Annotated in this window: 13 protein-coding genes and 1 tRNA gene; 9 read left to right on the forward strand and 5 right to left on the reverse strand. The window is 52.8% G+C overall.

Features of this window, described 5'->3' with window-relative positions:
• Positions 1-6: 6 nt before the first annotated feature.
• From FJ695_RS12890 to FJ695_RS12900, 3 genes are all read right to left on the reverse strand, one after another.
• A complete protein-coding gene (locus FJ695_RS12890) occupies positions 7-1,782 on the reverse strand; it encodes an acetolactate synthase 3 large subunit (RefSeq protein ID WP_141185830.1) in 1,776 nt (591 codons plus the stop codon).
• 596 nt (positions 1,783-2,378) lie between these two features.
• Positions 2,379-3,344: a copper uptake system-associated protein gene (locus tag FJ695_RS12895; RefSeq protein WP_141185831.1), complete on the reverse strand. Its 966-nt coding sequence runs from the start codon at positions 3,342-3,344 to the stop codon at positions 2,379-2,381.
• Positions 3,345-3,461: 117 nt separating this feature from the next.
• Entirely contained in the window at positions 3,462-3,878 is a 417-nt protein-coding gene (locus tag FJ695_RS12900; RefSeq protein ID WP_141185832.1) for a hypothetical protein, read from the reverse strand.
• A 244-nt stretch (positions 3,879-4,122) separates the two neighbouring features.
• On the opposite strand from FJ695_RS12900, the gene FJ695_RS12905 reads away from it, so the two are divergent.
• Positions 4,123-4,198, forward strand: a tRNA-Lys gene (locus FJ695_RS12905).
• A 757-nt stretch (positions 4,199-4,955) separates the two neighbouring features.
• Complete coding sequence (locus FJ695_RS12910; protein ID WP_141185833.1) at positions 4,956-5,732, forward strand: hypothetical protein; 777 nt, start codon at positions 4,956-4,958, stop codon at positions 5,730-5,732.
• Between the two features lie 91 nt (positions 5,733-5,823).
• On the opposite strand, the gene FJ695_RS12915 is transcribed toward FJ695_RS12910, so the two are convergent.
• Positions 5,824-7,344: a M10 family metallopeptidase C-terminal domain-containing protein gene (locus tag FJ695_RS12915; RefSeq protein ID WP_141185834.1), complete on the reverse strand. Its 1,521-nt coding sequence runs from the start codon at positions 7,342-7,344 to the stop codon at positions 5,824-5,826.
• A gap of 1,084 nt (positions 7,345-8,428) precedes the next feature.
• Here FJ695_RS12915 and FJ695_RS28030 point away from each other — a divergent pair.
• From FJ695_RS28030 to FJ695_RS12945, 6 genes are read left to right on the forward strand one after another with little or no spacing between them, the layout of a single operon-like run.
• Complete coding sequence (locus tag FJ695_RS28030; RefSeq protein WP_168206352.1) at positions 8,429-9,712, forward strand: hypothetical protein; 1,284 nt, start codon at positions 8,429-8,431, stop codon at positions 9,710-9,712.
• A gap of 33 nt (positions 9,713-9,745) precedes the next feature.
• Complete coding sequence (locus tag FJ695_RS12925) at positions 9,746-11,854, forward strand: glycosyltransferase family 2 protein (RefSeq protein WP_141185835.1); 2,109 nt, start codon at positions 9,746-9,748, stop codon at positions 11,852-11,854.
• A 1-nt stretch (position 11,855) separates the two neighbouring features.
• On the forward strand, positions 11,856-13,097 hold the full coding sequence (locus FJ695_RS12930; RefSeq protein WP_141185836.1) for a glycosyltransferase family 4 protein: 1,242 nt from the start codon (positions 11,856-11,858) through the stop codon (positions 13,095-13,097).
• Positions 13,075-14,313, forward strand: a complete 1,239-nt coding sequence (locus tag FJ695_RS12935; protein ID WP_168206353.1) for a sulfotransferase — start codon at positions 13,075-13,077, stop codon at positions 14,311-14,313. Before FJ695_RS12930 ends, FJ695_RS12935 begins: the two co-directional genes overlap by 23 nt.
• A 51-nt stretch (positions 14,314-14,364) precedes the next feature.
• Positions 14,365-15,135: a bifunctional 2-polyprenyl-6-hydroxyphenol methylase/3-demethylubiquinol 3-O-methyltransferase UbiG gene (locus FJ695_RS12940; RefSeq protein WP_168206354.1), complete on the forward strand. Its 771-nt coding sequence runs from the start codon at positions 14,365-14,367 to the stop codon at positions 15,133-15,135.
• A gap of 57 nt (positions 15,136-15,192) precedes the next feature.
• Complete coding sequence (locus FJ695_RS12945; protein ID WP_141185839.1) at positions 15,193-15,981, forward strand: hypothetical protein; 789 nt, start codon at positions 15,193-15,195, stop codon at positions 15,979-15,981.
• Between the two features lie 9 nt (positions 15,982-15,990).
• Here FJ695_RS12945 and FJ695_RS12950 read toward each other — a convergent pair whose 3' ends face one another.
• The gene (locus FJ695_RS12950) at positions 15,991-16,668 is read right to left on the reverse strand and encodes a hypothetical protein (RefSeq protein ID WP_141185840.1); all 678 of its coding nucleotides are present in this window, start codon (positions 16,666-16,668) and stop codon (positions 15,991-15,993) included.
• Between the two features lie 164 nt (positions 16,669-16,832).
• On the opposite strand from FJ695_RS12950, the gene FJ695_RS12955 reads away from it, so the two are divergent.
• The gene (locus FJ695_RS12955) at positions 16,833-17,963 is read left to right on the forward strand and encodes a glycosyltransferase (RefSeq protein ID WP_141185841.1); all 1,131 of its coding nucleotides are present in this window, start codon (positions 16,833-16,835) and stop codon (positions 17,961-17,963) included.
• The last annotated feature ends 334 nt before the right edge of the window (positions 17,964-18,297 follow it).

Genomic DNA, 18,297 nt, shown 5'->3' on the forward strand with positions numbered 1-18,297 from the left:
CAAGCCTTAAACGAGGGACTTGCCTTCAGCGGAAATCGCGTTGGCAACCGCTTCGTCATTGGCTTCATCCGGCAGAAGCATTTCGTTGTGAGCCTTGCCCGACGGGATCATCGGGAAACAGTTGGTCAGGTTCGCCACCCGGCAGTCGAACAAAACCGGTTTGTCGACAGCAATCATCTCTTCGATCGCTCCATCCAGATCACCCGGTTTTTCCACCCGGAAGCCGACCCCGCCATAAGCATCGGCCAGCTTGACGAAATCCGGCAGGCTTTCAGTGTAGGAGTGGGACAGGCGGTTGCCGTGCAAGAGCTGCTGCCACTGGCGGACCATGCCCATGTACTGGTTGTTCAAGATGAACACCTTGACCGGCAGGCCGAATTGGACGGCGGTCGACATCTCTTGAATGTTCATCAGGATCGAGGCATCGCCGGCGATATCAATGCACAAGGCATCGCGGTGCGCTGCCTGCGCGCCGATCGCAGCTGGCAAGCCGTAGCCCATGGTGCCGAGACCACCGGACGTCAGCCAGCGGTTCGGCTCTTCAAAGCCATAGAATTGCGCCGCCCACATCTGGTGCTGACCGACTTCGGTGGAAACAAAGGTTTTCCGGTCCTTGGTCAGCTCATACAGCCGCTGGATCGCGTATTGCGGCATGATGACGTCATTGTTCGGCTTATAGGCCAAGGAATTGCGCGCCCGCCAGGCATCGATCTGGCTCCACCAGCCTTTCATCGCACCAGCATCAGCTTTTATGGACGAGGTGCGCCAGATCCGGACCAGATCTTCCAGAACATGCCCAACATCGCCGATGATCGGCAGATCGATATTGATCGTCTTGTTGATGGAAGACGGATCGATGTCGATGTGGATCTTGCGGGACCCCGGTGAGAAAGCGTCTGTCCGGCCGGTGATCCGGTCGTCAAAGCGGGCGCCAATGCAGACCATCAGATCACAGTCGTGCATGGCCATATTGGCTTCATAGGTGCCGTGCATGCCCAACATGCCGAGCCAATTGTCGCCGGAAGCAGGGTAAGCCCCAAGACCCATCAAGGTGGAAGTGATCGGGAATCCGGTCAGGGAGACCAATTCGCGCAGCAGCTGGGTTGCCTGCGGGCCTGAGTTGATGACGCCGCCGCCTGTATAAAGAATCGGCTTCTTGGCCGCGGCCATCATTTCAACGGCCATCTTGATCGAGGCGGCATCGCCTTTAACTTGCGGGCGGTAGCTTTTGTGGGCCGCCGCCGGGTTCGGTGTCGGGCCCTGGTAGGTGCCGGTGGCGAACTGGACGTCCTTCGGAATGTCGACAACGACCGGGCCCGGACGGCCGGAGGTCGCGACATAAAAGGCCTCATGCAGGATCCGCGGCAGATCGTCGACGTTTCGGACCAGCCAGTTGTGCTTTGTACAGGGCCGGGTGATGCCGACTGTGTCGCATTCCTGGAAAGCGTCGTTGCCGATAAGATGCGTCGGAACCTGGCCTGAGATGCAGACCAGCGGAATGCTGTCCAGCATGGCGTCGGTCAGGGCCGTGACCATGTTGGTTGCGCCCGGACCGGAGGTGACCAGGGCAACGCCGGGTTTGCCGGTGGAGCGGGCATACCCTTCCGCCGCATGGCCGGCGCCCTGTTCGTGGCGCACCAGAATGTGCTCAAGGCCGTCCTGCTGAATGATCTCGTCATAAATGGGAAGCACAGCACCACCCGGGTAGCCGAAGATTGTGTCAACTCCCTGGTCTTTCAGCGCCTGGATGACCATTTCGGCGCCGGTCATTTCCCGTGTCATTCTCTTAACGTCCTTACATTTATGCCCGTCTTCGGGCCTGGCTCTATAGGTCTTGATGCCGGGCAGCTGGCTGCACCTACAAGGAACTGGGGAAGCGGCGTCAGGCGGCGGATACAAAAAAAGGCCCCTGGGGGAGCCTTGGTCGCGCGCCATCCTGTCCGTCGGGATTATCCCGCCGGGGCGCGCATTTCCACCACTACTAGAATGAGAGACATCATCATGTCGTCCCGGTTCCTCGAAGTTGCAGGTCGTTGACCCGATCCGAAAAAGCAAGCCTGGCGGTTGATGCCAGATCCACCCGCAGCTTTCTGACGCAAACGGAGTTGGATATCAAACCCGTCTTTTCCCACCGGCTTTGATGCGCCGCACCCTAGTGAGAGCGGTTTCTGCGGTCAAGCCAAAAAAATACATTTGTTGCGTCAAAGTGGCTCAATGTTTTTGAAAATTTCAGTTCATTGAACGCATGAAGATCGGGGTGTTTTCCTGCCAAACACCCCAATTGCACTGTAAAAACTCTGCTAAGGAAATCTGTGGCTTAGAAAAAACGGGGCAGTATTGACTGCCCCGAAATTCCAGTTGGTGCCCGGGGGAACCGACTAGTTCGACTGCGTGTGAGCGCCATGGCCACCGTGTCCGCCGTGACCGGTCCGCCCAATTTCAATGGCTTCACCGAACCCGTCGAACATGGCAACCACAGCCGGAGCGAGCTTGTTTTCGGCGTCTGCAAGATCGGAGGCCAGCGACATGGCCGCATCGTGAGGCAAACCGATTTGGCTCAACGTTTTGGCGTGTTTGAACGGCTCGCCGCCACACATGTGCACGTACCAGCCGTCCTTGTCTTTTTTCATGAGAGCTCGTCCGCCGCGGCCATCCTGCGACCAGCCCGCGATCGCCCACGCGCCGGAAATCACAACAGGTTCAACTGTCAGAGGCGTTTCGGGCGTATCGAACTCTGCTTTGAGAACATGGGTAATCTCGTGTGCATCTCCATAGTTATTGTGCGCCGCCTTTTTGCCGGGGGCTGGCATTGCATGGGAATGGTCATGGGCCGCAGCATTGATCATCAAGCCAGGGGCCGGCCGCTTTAGGTCATGCGGGTCCTGACCCGGGGCTGGGATTTCCGACCAGGCGACAGTGCCATCGGCGCAGTCTTGAACCGTTTGGAAAAAGACCTTTTGGCCGGCCGGGAGTTTGTCTGTCAGACGGCCGCGGAAGACAAACTCATCGAAATGGCTGTCTTCCAGGGATCCGGACCAGACAATTTCCTGGACGCCGGACGTGATCTTGCGGCCGTGCAATTCGTACTCATGGGCATAGTCGCCGCTGACGGTCTCCAGCGTCCAGCCAGCTTTGGGCATTGGTTTGACCGAAATCATGCCCTCCGGCACCGAGATTTTGACCTTGAGTGTGGCTTGGCCGTCGCAGCCGTGCGGAATGCGCATAACCGCCTTGTAGTAGCTGTTGATCGTTGCTTCTTTCACCTCAAGCGTCGCATGCGCCTGAGCCATCGAGGTGGAAAATAAAATGGCCGCAATGGCGGCCTGGGCAGTGGAGGTGTTCATCTAATAAAACTCCGCAAGACGCTCGCGGTTTCACACGCGGCATCTCGATTGATCCGTGATCACATGTTGGGAATGATTAGGAGCCTGCCAGACAAGGGGCAGGCATCTCAAATGAGATCAGACGGCGGCTGGAGGAGCGCGCGGGCCGAGACCACCAGAAGCGTGACTAACAACTGCGATCCGGGCCGGGGGTAGGGGCAATCCACGGCGTTCAAGGAGAAAATACGCCGGCTGGATTTTTTCGAAGGGAAGGATGGAGGCTTCGCACAATGTGCAAAGCGGACAGTGGCGTGAAGAGCCGTCTTCTTGGGAAGAATCGCCTGCGCCAATGACACAAATATATGGCAGAGAGCCGTCCGGCAGACGGTATTGCGCCAACTCAAAATTGGATTGCGCAGCGGCAACAACGCGCGGGGCCGTCAGGACGGGAAATGCGGTTAATACCGCAAGCCCGATCAAAGCCAGAACCGTAGCGGTCCAGCTTATGAATTCCCTATATTTCAGATGTTTGCCTGAAGAGGGGATAAGCGTCATTCCAGGTTCCGGTGAAGGGCTTCATGTATTCACCCGCAGCACGGGCAGGCCACAGGATTCGATACGAGCTACACTAAATAAATCTCAATGGCTATGGATTGATAAAGGTCAAACGAACGGGGATCGGAGGGTTTGTGGTTCATCGGAAGTTCCGATGGAAAAACAGTCACAAAAACATTGCGCTGGCTAAGGTGCAGCTGTATATGATCGCAATCAGGCGGCGCATCTCGCACAGAGCCGACGTGGGTGTGTAGCTCAGTTGGTAGAGCAGCTGACTCTTAATCAGCGGGTCTGGGGTTCGAGCCCCCACTCACCCACCAATAATATCAATAACTTAGGTATTTTCCAAGGCTTGAAACTTACCCTGTGTAAGCACTGTGTAAGCAAGTTGACCGATTTCGCGAGCCCATTTGCGGATGCGGTTTTCCGCGCGGGGCAAACCTCTTCTCCTTTTTCTGAAATGGAAACGGCCGTAAGCCTCGTCACAAGTTGTCAGACTATTTTGTTTCCAACGAATTGCAGTATCTGATGAAACCGTCACCAGCTGTCATTGGCCGTAACAGATCTGAATAGGCTACGAGGGCCAGTACACAAACATAATCATAAACATCAATCTAACGTGTTTTGAAAAACACCGCGTGGTTCCAAGTCCTGCGGCCGCGAATAACCCCGTGGGGCGAAGGGGCTCTGAAAGGACCCGCTGCGGATTGGTGGGGGGGATGAGGTGTTCCGTTTAGGCCGGCTCCAAAAATCAACGCGCTCAAATTCAGCTGCAATAGTTTTCTCAGTCGGACTGTTTGCTGCGCGCCAGGAATGGTTAGGTCCTCCGGCTACTCGCTGAGCCAAGGCAGCTGTCATCCTCTTGATCCCAGTCTTGGCCAAGAAAACAGCTGGTCTTTCAGCCTCACCATCAATTTGAAGCCGTGTTTTTCTGGCGGTTTCGGATGCTGATTAACCAAGTTTTAAGGTAAGTTAAGACATTCTTAAATTAACTGTTAAAGTTGCATTAAATTTGCGGTTGCAGGACGAGGCCAATTTCCGGCAGCCAGCGCTTGATCCAAATCGGCGGAGTTTGGAATGGACGCGTTTGAGTTTGTTCAAAGTATTTTTGATGCTAACCACTATCTTGCGAATAATTCGGACGTCGAACAGTCCGGGTTGGAGCCGTGGTTTCATTTTGTAACCTTCGGCATTGAGAGCGGCCGGGATCCGAGCCCCTATTTTGATACCAGTTATTACCTGGCGCAGAACCCCGACGTCGTTGCCTCCGGCATGGACGCGTTCACGCATTTCCTGGAGCACGGACTCTTTGAAGGGCGGGTGCCGTCGCCACTGTTTGATGCGGACTATTATCTCAGCCAAAATCCGGACGTGGCTGCGTCTGACCTGACCCCCTATTACCATTTTATCGTCTTCGGCCAGGAGGAAGGCCGCTTGCCGATGGAGAGCGCGCCGCTTGACGCAGAAGCGCCCTCAAGCGGGGCAACTGACAACCTTGATAAACCGCTGCTATTGTTGGGGACGGATCAAGCCGATCAATTGGTTGGCGGGGCGGCCAATGATGTTCTTGTCGGTGCAGGTGGCAACGATGTTTTGAACGGCGGCGACGGCCAGGACATTTTCGGGTTTGCCCTTGGATTTGGCCAGGATGTCATTCAGGACTTCAATGTCACTGAGGACATTTTGAGGATGCAATCCCTGGATATCGGCAGCTATGCCGATCTTCAGGTGGCCGCGGTCGTCGAGACAACCGGTGATGACACCTTGATCAGCTTTGACGACGGGTCCAGCCTCACGCTCATTGGTGTGGCCGATCCCAGCACTATTGAGTTCATGCCACTGCCATTGGCCTAAACGACTTCAGCTTTCGGTTTTTGTCAGACCTTTGGCTCTTGGCGGGAGCAGTCACCACGTCCGCCAACTGTTTGACGCGCCGGTCGTGCGATCACATCTCAATATAGAGCTGTGCGGCGGAGAGGCTCATGCCTTGAACGTCGACAAGATCCGGGTTTGCATCCAGGAACGCGGCCGCATCAAAGGTGATCCCGCGGCCCTCCGCCAGGCCGAACTCCAGATAGTGCAGCACACCGGCTTCTATGTCCGCCCCGTAAACCTCAATGAGATCGCGGTGGGAGGCGATATAATCCAGAGCGGAAAAGTCGATCGTCCGGCCTTCATCAAGCCCGTGTTCCACCAAATGGGTGTAGAGCAAGTCCTCATCCGTACCAAACGCTTCAGCAACGTCAGCATGGCTGGCCGCATACTCTAGAAGCGAGATGCTGGTCTGGCTGGCAACGTCCACATCGATATCGGCAAACGAGATGGTCTCGATACTTGTGAGTTGATCAGTGCCTTGAGCGCTGTGAATGACAATCGGGCGCGTATCAAAGACATAAACCGTGGCAGCGTCCTGATCGGCTTGGATAACAAAGGTGTCCCGTCCTGCACCGGCATCAACGACGTTGTTTAGCGCGTTCCCAAGGATGACGTCGTTGCCTCTGCCTGTCACCGCGTTTTCGATATCAGCGCCAAAAGCGATCGAGATGTTGTTAACAAGGCCAGCCGTGCTGGAAAATCCGCCGGGATTGAGATCCAGAACCGTATCTTCCGAAAAGCCGCTGAAATCGAGCGTGTCGATCCCGGCAGCGTCCCAGATCGAGAGGACTGGTTCTCTGTTTTGCGCAAAATCGAACAACGGAGAATCCGTGTTTGAGTTAAAGCCGTAGACGGTATCCCCGGTGCGCGTTTCCATGTTGGCGCCATACTTGGCTTGGATCGCCGCAATATCATGAAGCATTGGGGTTTGAGCATAAGAGGTGCCGTACTCTGCACCCGTGTTGTCTTCATCCCAATAAGACATGATGGAATATTGCTGGCTGTCTTCCGCGTATTCGGCGTTCCGTGCGTAGGACAACCGGCCGCTTCCGGCGTTGTAGTCACCTGGATGCAGCTGCCCGATCGAGTGACCGAGTTCGTGGACCAGAACCTTGAAGCCGTAGTTCCCGACTTCTGGATTGATGTTGAAGCCAACGGTGCTGTTGACCCAAACGTCTCCAGACCACGCGCTTGTGCCGGGCAGATAAGCGTGCGCGGCGGAATAATAAGCGAGACTGGACGAGTTGGCGAAACTGATATCCCCAACGCCGCCAACGGTCTCTTCAAAGGTGATGTCAGCGACATCGCTCCAGGTCGACAAAGCCAAACGGGCCATGACTTCCTGTTGCTCGGAAAATGCCCGGAACCCGGTGTACTGATCTTCGCCAAACGCGTAAGCCGGCAGGGATGTCGCAAAGGAATACGTAATCGGGCCGGATGTTGTCCAGGAATAGTCCCCCCGGTTCAACTGAGTGATAATCTGGTCGATTGGCGTTCCGGAATTGGACGCAGAATTCTCGCTGTCATTTCCAGAAGATGCCCGGAAATGATCGACGCCATCACACATTGGATGGTGACAAAATCCACACATGAGCCATCGTTCGGAGAAAGTATTCTCCGTCCCTGTATCGGAATTCTTTAAGTAAATTCCTGATCGATTTTTGATGAGCTCATCATGTCAGGTGTTGTGAAAATAAAAGTGAACAAAAAGCAGATAGAATACGTATTGGAAGTTGTCGTTAATATAATTTGAATTGTGAATTAACGTAAAATAAACTTAAAAAACTACTACTCGTGTTAGGTATTCGTTATTGTAAATGGAAATTAATAGTAAAAGTGGCGTTTACTATAGGCGTCCGATCCAGAGACAGAACACCTCTCAGGCGAAGCTCGTAGGCCGATATCAGCCCGGAAACACTGGGAATTTCGGTGAGGAAACCGTGAGTCGGAGCGCGGCCGGAAACCGATAACAGGGCCAATAAACAGCTGTGCCTGAGCTGTGGTGGTAACCAAGAGGCTGCGGAAAGTTTGCTGCCTGAGCCGATCCAACACCATGGGGCAGCCCAAGTCTCATCGACAGATTCAACAGGGCCATATTCAATCGGGTGGTTCTTTATTAAATGAAGACCGGTCGTGAAGGGGGCTGGATCGGGGGAGAGACGCCAGGCGTCAGAGCTGAGTTGTTAAGATTGGGCGTGCCGCAAATACAACTGCAGCAGCCTTAATACCGTGCATCGTCGGACCAGACTGTCCAGGTGACGAACCCGGCGTGTTGTCCCGACAAAAGACAACTGGAACTCGAGCGGGAAACGGGGTTGTTAGCAAAAATTTCTCTGCAACTCCCGATCATTAGTATTCAAACAGGGGTGGTACTAGGCGTTAATTGCCTGGCTAAATAAGTTGACGTGCAAACATAATTGCCTCCCTGAATGCCTGTAAAAATGGGAAAAAAAACCTAGAACTGTCAGATGCCTCAGGGGTACTTTTCGGGGCGTTTTTATGTGCATTGCGAAAAATCTGTTGCGCTGCATTGCAGGGCGAGTGACCGGTTGTGGTAAATATTGTTTTAAAACAGTAGGTTAATGTTTCGTAAAATTTTCACTTGATTTACCAATTCGCCTGTGGATTCAATTACCTCAAGTATGAGTTGATATTTATATTTAGGGTTGAGTATTATGACCATTGGGACTGAGGCTCTCTCGGAGAACATTTTTCTCCTTTCTGAGGAAGAGCAGACCGAAGTAAACTCCATCCTTGACGGGTTTGAGGTTGACGAAAACGGCAACTTGGTAGGGCCGTCCAACGGACAAGATCCACTCGGAAACCCTATCCCTGGCGTTGAGGCCCCGGCTGTCGTCTATGACGTTTTTGATCCCGGAGAGAATGTGAATGGCCCCCTCTCGGACGAAGGATCTGATGGGATCTTCATTCAGGGTGGTGGAGACCGGACGATTGACGGCTCCGGCCTGACCGAAGACTTCACGCTTATCGGCGGTGAAGGATCGGAAGATTTCACAACCGGTACCGGCAATGACCGGATTGTCACCGGCGGCGGCAACGATAACGTCCGCGTTACCGGTGGAGAAAACAACATTCTGCTCGGAGACGGCGACGATGTTGCCGATGCTGAGGGCGGAAATGCAGCGGCATCGGAGGCGCAAGGCGGTGCAAACCCAGCGCAATCCGACGGAACGGCGCCATCCTACTTCGACAGCGACCAATATCTCCGTGACAACGCGGATGTTGCCAACGCTGTGACCAGTGGTGGGTTCTCCAGCGCCTACGAACACTTCACCTTGCACGGTTTGTCTGAAGGCCGGTCACCGAACGCCAACTTCGACAACGACTTCTATCTTGCTCAAAACGCTGATGTGGCTGCGGCTGTTGAAAGCGGCATGTTCTCATCGGGCCTTGAGCACTTCATCCTGTTTGGACAGTTTGAAGGGCGCCAGCCTGCGGCAGATATCTCGATCGAGAAATATCTGGATGCCAACCCGGACGTTGAAGCAGCCGTTTCTGGTGATGTCAGCGAAGCTTATGGCCATGCCTTCCGTCATGGTGGAAGCGAGGGCCGTGCAACATCTGCGCAGGATACCATGGATGGCGGTGCCGGCAATGACACGCTGCGCGGCGGTCTTGGTGACGATACGATCGACGGTGGCACGGGTAATGACATCATCTCGGGCGGTGCCGATGACGACACCCTGACCGGCGGTGCCGGCGAAGATACCTTCATCTTTGGCGCCGACAGTGGAAATGACCGCATCACCGACTTTGAAGCTGGGACAGACACACTTGATATCACCGGCCTTGATACAACGGCCGCGGATCTTGTGACCGGCGTATCGTCTGACGCAGATGGCAATGCCGTCGTGACGTTCTCCTCCGGCAATACCGTGACGCTTGTCGGTGTCAGCGCCTCTAGCGTGAACGATAGCTTCTTCACCGACAATTCTTGAAGCTGATATTTGACAGCGAAGTAGAATAGTGACGTGAGTGACAGCGTTATTGGAATTGAAATGGGCGGTGGGATTGTAACGACACGTTTGCAATCCGCTGCCCCTTTCTTTTTGGTCGACGAGAACCGGATTGGTGTGGTCTGCGAAATTGATGGCGACCCTGCACCGCTCATTCAAAATGTTCTGAAACATCTGAATGTTTCCTACACAGTCTACAGCCCCCCAGGCGGACCGCGGTATCTGATCCTCTGTTTCCCCAAGCAGCTCTATTCGCAGGCACAGAACAAAGCCGTCCTTGGTGGACGGGAAACCGGGCGCCCGGTGTTGGTAATTGAAAGCGGCGATTATCCGGAGACCGCAACACCCAACACAGGCGACCAGTTTGCCGGTTTATCGAAGGTAGAAATCCTGGCGCGGCTGTTTAGCCGCTCCGGTCCAAATCTAAATCATTATATTAAAAAGCAAGCCACCGATCTGCTCGGCGACGCGCACAACGTATTTGAGGGCATATCCTTTACCGAAGTGCCGCTTCGCAAGGACATGGAGCCGTTTTCTGTTTCCACCATCACAGGTGAATTGAAACCGGTGAGACATGCCAGCGGGTTCAACGGTGAACGCGACGGTGCCTGGTATTTTTCCGAAACGCCTGAGAAGGACGAAGAAACGATTTTGATCGGGGAGGGAGCCTTTTACCGGCTTAAAAGATCGACTTCTTCTGAAAGTTACTTTCAAAAATCCGCAAAACAGCCGTCTCAAGAGGTTCTCAATCAGCGCGAGAAGCTGGGGCACTTCTTGACACGTTTAGGTGGATGCCCGGAGCAATTGAAAGCCTTTTCAGCCCTCCAGAAAATGCAAAATATCAATCCGGCAGAATATGCTTGGCGGGACGATGTCCGGTTTGTGATTGACTGTGTGGTTGGGCTGGAAGACGCCATATTTGTCGCTGGAGAGTATAAAGACAGCTCTGGCCTCATTGAGGCAATTACGATCCGGACCGCGTTTGGTGAGACCGTTGCTCTGGACCCGCTCATGCATCGCCCGGCCGGTGCGAAGAACAAATTCTGCGCTTTGGTTCCTGTGAAACGCGGTGGCAGGTACAACACGCAAATCCGTGGTCAAGTGAAGCTGGCATCGGGAATGATCGCTCCAATCATTTCCCCTTATTGGGCGGGCGACCTCTATGAAGCCCGGACGAAAATACTCTCATCCCTGCCACCTGCTTGTTTGACGCCGGACATATTGGGATCGGTCATCGGTCCCTCGCTGCATAAGGCTTATGAGACCTATATCGAACCGGCCAAGGTGTCGGATATCGTGGAGTTTGATCATTCCCTCGATGAGCCCGACTGCTCGCTGATTATTCCGCTCTACAAAGAGTACGGATTTATCAAAGCGCAACTTCAGAATTTTTTCTTCGATGAAGATTTCAAGAATGTCGAAGTGATTTATGTGCTGGATCGCCCAGAGGATGCTGCGGCTGTCGAACACCTCATCAAAGGGCTCTTGCGGATCTATAAGGTCCCAGTCCGGCTGGTGGTCAACTCCAAGAATTCTGGCTTTGCCGGTGCATCCAATCTGGGCGCAAGCGTGGCCTCTTCAGACCTTCTATTGTTCTTTAATTCAGATGTTGTGCCAACACAAAGCAGTTGGATTTCAAACTGGATCTCGCAGCACAAATCTGTCGCATCCGTTGGAGCGTCAGGACCGCGGTTGTTATATGCCGATGGCTCTCTTCAGCATGCAGGCCTCTATTCTGAGCAAGATCTTTTGCCCTGGTATACGAACCATCACTATTTTAAAGGCTATCCAGGGGACTTTCCGGGCGCACTTGAAAACCGGTCCGTTCAAGGGGTAACAGGCGCTTGTCTCATGATGGATAAGGACTTGTTTGAGGAACTTGACGGCTTCTGTGACGAATTTGTGGTGGGCGATTTCGAAGATTCTGATCTTTGCCTGAAGGCTTTGAATGCCGGTCGGGAAAATCACTATTTTGGAGACATCTGTCTGTATCATTTTGAACGCGCGTCGATGACTCAAAACCAGGCTTATTCAAAGTCCGGGGCCGTCCGTTACAACGGCTGGCTTCATACGCAAAAGTGGCAAGGCCTTCTTCCGCAATTAGCACAGTTCGGGGCAGGCTAAATTGAAAATTTTACATCTGGCCCACAACCATCCGGCTTTTCATGCGGGGGGGACCGAGATTTTTGCAAAGGAACTGTCTGGTGAATTGGATCAGGTCGAAGGAGTTAAATCCCACTTTCTGGCGGCAGCCCTGAAACAGCACCGAACCCCGCATCCCGGAACGTCTTTTGTAGCAGAGCCGGACCATGCTGCCGATTTTGTCATATCCGGTGGCCACTTTATTCCATTTTCGCTCAGTCAATCAGATACATATGGTTTTTTGAGCGAGTTTGGCAGGTTGCTCACCGACCTGAAGCCGGATGTGGTTCATTTCCATCATGTTTTGTTGTTTGGAATTGAGGCGTTCGCGGTTGTCAAAAACAGTGTTCCAGGCGCAAAAGTCATCATGACACTGCATGACTATTACCTCATTTGCGCAAATGAGGGTTTGATGCTGACGTCCCAGGGCAAAATCGCAGAATCCACAAGTCCAACCTATTGGCAGCGGGAATTTCCCAAAGAGTCTGTTGTCAATCTTGCCTTGCGGGAACAGTCCATCAGAACGGCCCTAAAGGCAGTGGATGAGTTTGTCTCGCCCTCCGCGTTCCTCAAATCAGTTTTTGTTGATTGGGGCATCTCGGCAGAAAAAATTAGGGTCATTCACAACGGATATCCGCTATCGACCGTGGCGCCTGCGTTGCCGGAAACCGTCGAGCCATCATATGATTTCGGCTTTTTTGGGCATCTGAACGAACCCAAAGGTGTTCAGGTATTTCTGAAAGCAATGGAGTTGGCTCTTGCTCAGACTGACCAGCACTTGACGGCGGTCGTCTACGGAAGCGACAGGTTCGCGCCGGAAGACCATAAAGACACGATCGCGAACTACCGGACTAATCTGACCGAGAATGTCAGCTTTTTTGGCGACTATCAAAGGCAGGATGTCATTCGTTTGATGCAGGGCGTCCGCTGGGTGATCATCCCCTCGATTTGGTGGGAGAACGATCCACTGACTGTTCAGGAAGCCAAGATTGCGCGCCGTCCAATCTTGTGTTCAGACATCGGCGGAATGGCGGAGCGTGTGCTGCCAGGTCAAGATGGCTTTCATTTTCCATGTGGCAATGCCGGAGCCTTGGCCAAATTGATGATTGAGGTAGCATCCGGCGTTCGGGATCTGAACAAGACGTCTGACAACTCTACGTCGATGCCGGACTGTTTGAATGCATATATGGAGGTCTACCGAGATGTTCTCAACGACCGTCCGTAACCTCAGTTTTCATCTTCCGGAAAGTTTTTCGCATGAGCTGAAGATTCCGGCGAAAGATACAACAAGGTCTGGCAATGCCTTTTTGATCAGAGGGCATGTTGTTGGCGAGGGACCGCCGAAGGTTCAATTGCAGGTCGCCGCATCGAACCAGCCGCTTCGCACCTGGCCCGTTGAAGTGACTGAATGCAAAGGGCGCTGGCGCTATGATCTGAGCGCCGTTGTCAATCTGCTCGGATCAACAGGGAAGACCCTCATTTCATTCCAGTTGATCGGTGAGAACAATTGGCGGACACCGGTCGCCACGATTGAACTGGAAAGACACTCTTTGGAGCAAGCAGCTGAGGGGTTGCCGGGCATTTATGTAGTGAGCCTGGGCCGGTCCGGATCGACGATGATGATGTCGGCGCTCGCCGCGCATCCGGATGTCGTTGCATATGAGCGCCATCCCTTTGAAACTCGTGTATCCCAGCAATACGCACGGATAGCAAAGACCTTGACGGAGCCTGCCGACTTTTTTGATCCGCAGCTCGAGGCATTTGCCCATTCCGCCAAACTGGCATCCAACGCCTATTTGCGGCCAGATGGGGATATCATCGATGTGATGGACAAAACGCTCGGCACTCAAAACATCGCCCATTGCCGGCGCCAGGTCACATCATTTTATCAAGAACTTGCATCCCGCCGGAAAAAAACAGCCCGGGCATATGCAGAAAAATGTATCCCGCACATTGCTTGGCTCAATTTGTTGAGGGAACTTTATCCGGGCTCGAAAGTTGTGTTGTTGGTGCGGGACTTTCGTGATGTCTATCGATCTGTTTTATCCTTCAATGACAAGCGCGGCTTCAATGCTTTTGGACGGGAGGCGGTCGCCAAGGACATTGACTATGTCGATGCATTGGCCCGCTCGGCGACCGCACTCATGACGGTTGCGAAAATGGAAGATGTCGTCTTGGCAAAATATGAAGACATCGCGATCCGCCCAGCCGACGCCTTAACGAAGCTCATGCAGCAGTTGGATTTGGAGGGCTCGGAGCACAACCTTGAACTCATGACCAACGCTTTGGCAAAAGACACTCCGGAGGTAAACCGGCATCGGACAGCTGGATCTTCTGAGACATCAGTGGGCCGGTGGCAAAGTGAGGTCACTGAAGAGGAGGGCGCCCGGTTCCAGGAGCTATTAACCCCGGCACTCAAGTTTTTCGACTATCAAACCTAGAATAACTCTTTGGACGGCACCAAGGTGTTTCCAGCAGCATGAATGCGCCGAATGAATATTTCTGACCTCTACGCAGCACCAAAACAAGTCGACGACCTGGAGAGCTGTGTCTTCTACCACACGATCGATTTGCCGAACAGTGAGACCGTCTGGGGGCACGTTGATCTCAGAGGCCGCGAACGGGCGTACCTCGGCGGAGTTGATCTGGAGGGAAAAACGGTTCTGGAGGTAGGACCTGCGACGGGTCACCTTGCTTTTTTCATGGAACAGCACGGCGCAACAGTGACCTGTTTGGAGTTACCGCATTCTGATGTCGGGGATTTGGTACCCAGGATCGATTTGGAAAACTGGGATCAAATCCTGGCTGATCGGCGCAGGCATTTGGACCAAATTGTCAACGGTTTTTGGTATTGCCACGGCAAGCTGACATCAAAAATACAAGTCATCTATGGAACCGTGGACGACCTGGTTGAAGCTGGCGCCACATTCGACTTCGTCGTTTTGGGTGGTGTGCTGTTGCACTTGAGAGATCTGCAGCTGCGCTTGCAGCAATTTGCCAGCCTGGCGCGTCAGGAAATAATTGTCACCGAGCAGTTGCTGGCGCCGTTGGACCGGTCAGACAGCGCACCGATTGTCTGGTTGGCTCCTTCAAAAGGCAATGAAGTCTGGGACCATTGGTGGCGGTTTGGACCGGGCTATTTTTCCGGCTACCTGCCAATCCTCGGATTTCCAGACTTGAAAGTAACCAAACATGAACAAAGCTGCCTCGGGAACATGTTTAAACATTTTACAATCCGGGGGAGACGAAATATCAAAGTGTAGTTTTAAGTTTATCTCGTCCAGCAATTGGTCAGTTTTGAGTTTTTCGGGGGATTGCAAGTGATCAAGGTATTTATAGCAAATGATAAAGGCGGTGTTGGAAAGTCTTTGGTCGCGCAGTTCTGTGTACTCGCGCTTGATGCCAACGGACTAAGACCAGATATTATTGAGTATGACAACCAGCCCAAAATGCGGTCCTTGTTTGGTGCTGACCGCGTGGAAACCAACTCGATAGGCCTAAACGCTGATAGTTCCGGTGATTTGGAAGACGGCGTCATGTCCTGGGATCCACTATTGGAAAAACTCCTGGGCGATAAGTCGTTTGTTGTCGATTTCGGCGCACAAGCCTGGGCCGGGTTTTCAGAATGGGCCGAAAGTATTGCTCTTGAGCAATATTATAAGGGCAAGGGCCTTTCGATTATTGTTCCGGTGACGGCAGACCGGGAAGCTTTGAATGGTGCGATCAGGGTTCTAAAATCCGCGCGGCAGCTGCTGCCGGCTGCGAAAATTCATCTCCTGAAAGTCAACAAGGACGGGGATGTCGACGATCTTGAGAGTATTCCCGAATACAAACTTTTGTTCGCAATGGTTGAAACTTCCAAGGCAAAGGTAAAAGATCTTCCCACTTTGAGAGCAAAGGGATTGCCGGTCCTGTTTTCGCTGAACTATTCCCTCGATAAGATCGTCAGCACGCCGCTGGAAGATCTACCGTTGGGGAGCCTTCCGTTGGCATCGCGGGCGCGGCTCATCGCTGCTGTGAAGGAGTGGTTGGTGGAAGCGAACAAGGTCCTCTTGTCCTCCCTCATAACGGTGAAGAAAGTCGGCGGCACGCGAATTCGCCGCAGGTAATCCGGACAATTATTGCATTGGGACAACAAGTCCCAGTTGACCGGCGAGAATGAAACCCAGCAGGCAGACCAAGGCCGCAAGCAGGCCTGTATTTAATTTGGCATAAAAAGCGTTCGATCGAACCAGTTTCATGATCGCCAGGAGTTTGACATCCGTCTCGTCGGACGAGGTCTTTAGCGTCTTGAGCACCGTGTCTGATTGCATCAGCTGATAGGAAAGCGTGTTGAGTGTTTCGTTGAGCTGGCGCGGTGTCACCTTTTCAACCGTTTCGGCCATGCCGACCAACGCGCGCTCATTCCGGCTTGAGGCCGCCAGCAATACCTTGCGAGTCAGTTTGACGGTCTCGGTAAGTTCAGCCAGTTCGTTCCGGACTTCCCGTGTGTTGGCAAGATTGGGCGACCAGGACCGGGGCAACGGGGTATCTGACCCTTTCACTATCACACTCAAGTCATCCGGGTTAAAATCATCCAAATTAGGCAATGAAAAGGTAAAGGCGCATTCTCCTTTGCCAGCTCGGCTCAGGTCCGGGCGGGCCTCATTTGCTGTCACATCTCCAAGGTGATCGTCGGCATAAAAAACCTCAAGTTCAACCGGTCCGGAAGACGTGTTTTCATATTGGGCCCAACCTGCGACCGAAGAAGCACTTAAGTTGTCTATTTTCCCTTTAAATTCACTAATTTGATTCATGACTTAAACCTGTTTGGAGTTGGTGATAAGTGCTCTTTAGAAATGGCCCGGATTATGTCTAAATAGCCATCGATCCGGTGTTTGACAGGGCAATATTACAGTCAAGTTGTATTCAATTGACAATAGTCAGTCGCAAATTGTTTCAATAATTTCAAGAGGATTAGATGCGTCGGTCTGTATTGTTTGTTCAGCCCAAATTGCCGGGGCAATTTCGACAACAAATTTCTAGGGAACTGAGCCGGCCCGACACGGATATCTTGCTGCTGTCAAATGTCAGTTTTGGGCTGGCCGATGTGCCAAAAGGCGCCGTGCACGAACTCTATGGAAATCCGGCAAATGGCGCGCCAGTCGATCCTCTTTGCGCCGAATTTAACACCGCGATATCGACCGGCCAGGAAGTTGAAAAAGCCGCTTTGAAACTCAAACAGCGTGGCTATTACCCGGATACGATTGTCGCCTATTACGGATACGGCGAAAGCCTGTTTTTGCGAGGGGTGTTCCCGAACGCGCGCATCGTGACGTTCTTCGAGTATTTTTATGGCTTGAAGGATGGCGCGATGAACTTCGATCCGGAGTTTCGCCAGCCCGAGGCCGAGATCCTACGGCGCAGCAAAGCCAGAAATGCCGTTGCCTTGATGGCTCTTCATGATTGTGATGAGGGGATTGTGCCCACCAAGTGGCAGTTTTCGAGACTGCCTGAGGAGTACCGGCATAAGATCCGGATCGTGCCGGATGAAATCGACCGCGATCTCAACAAGCCGGACCCAAACGCTGTTTTCAAACTCGATGGCATTGAGTTTACCAAAAGGGATCGGGTGATCAGCTATTGCGCCAGGGCCCTCGAACCGACACGCGGAATACATATTCTTATGCGATCTCTTCCGCGCCTGATGGCGTTGGCGCCCGACGCGCATGTTGTGATCGTTGGCAAAGCGGCAACGGCCTACGACCCGCCTTTGCCGAATGGGCAGGCATATCGTGATAAATATTTAGGCGAAGTCAGAGATAAAATAGATCTGAAAAGATTGCATATGGTCGGATGGTTGGATAGAAAGAATTTAACAGAGTTGTTTCAAGTATCGAGTTGCCATGTCTATTTAACCACACCCTTTGTTGTCTCATGGTCTTTGCGGGAGGCGCTTGCTTGTCAAACTCCGGTTGTTGCATCTAACACTGCTCCTGTGCAGGAATTTATTGAACACGGCAAGAACGGATATTTGGTCGACTTTTTTGACTACAACCGATTGGCGGATACAGTTTCAAAAACGGTTAGCCAACAGCGGAAATTCGCTTAAAGCATTGCGAAATTGTGACTTTTTGGGTGTGTGACTATGTTTATTGTGTCACTCAATAAGTGTGGTGGAAAGAACTGATTGTAATTATTCTGATTAGCCCCGGAGGCAATACAGCTGGTGGAAGAGATGTTTCGAGCTAAATACCCGTGATATGGCAATCGGCTCTTCGGCAGAGGCTCTACCTGTTCCGCTCCCCTTCTACATCCAAGCTGCCGATCAGTTAGAATTGATAGTAGATTTAGACATCGAACGTTTGTTCCTTATGCCCTCGGCCGTAGCTTAACTGGAAACACCAGATTCAATACTGCAATCGGTTTCCGCTGGAAATCAGCCG

It is taken from the genome of Labrenzia sp. PHM005, from assembly GCF_006517275.1.
Classification (GTDB): Bacteria; Pseudomonadota; Alphaproteobacteria; order Rhizobiales; family Stappiaceae; genus Roseibium.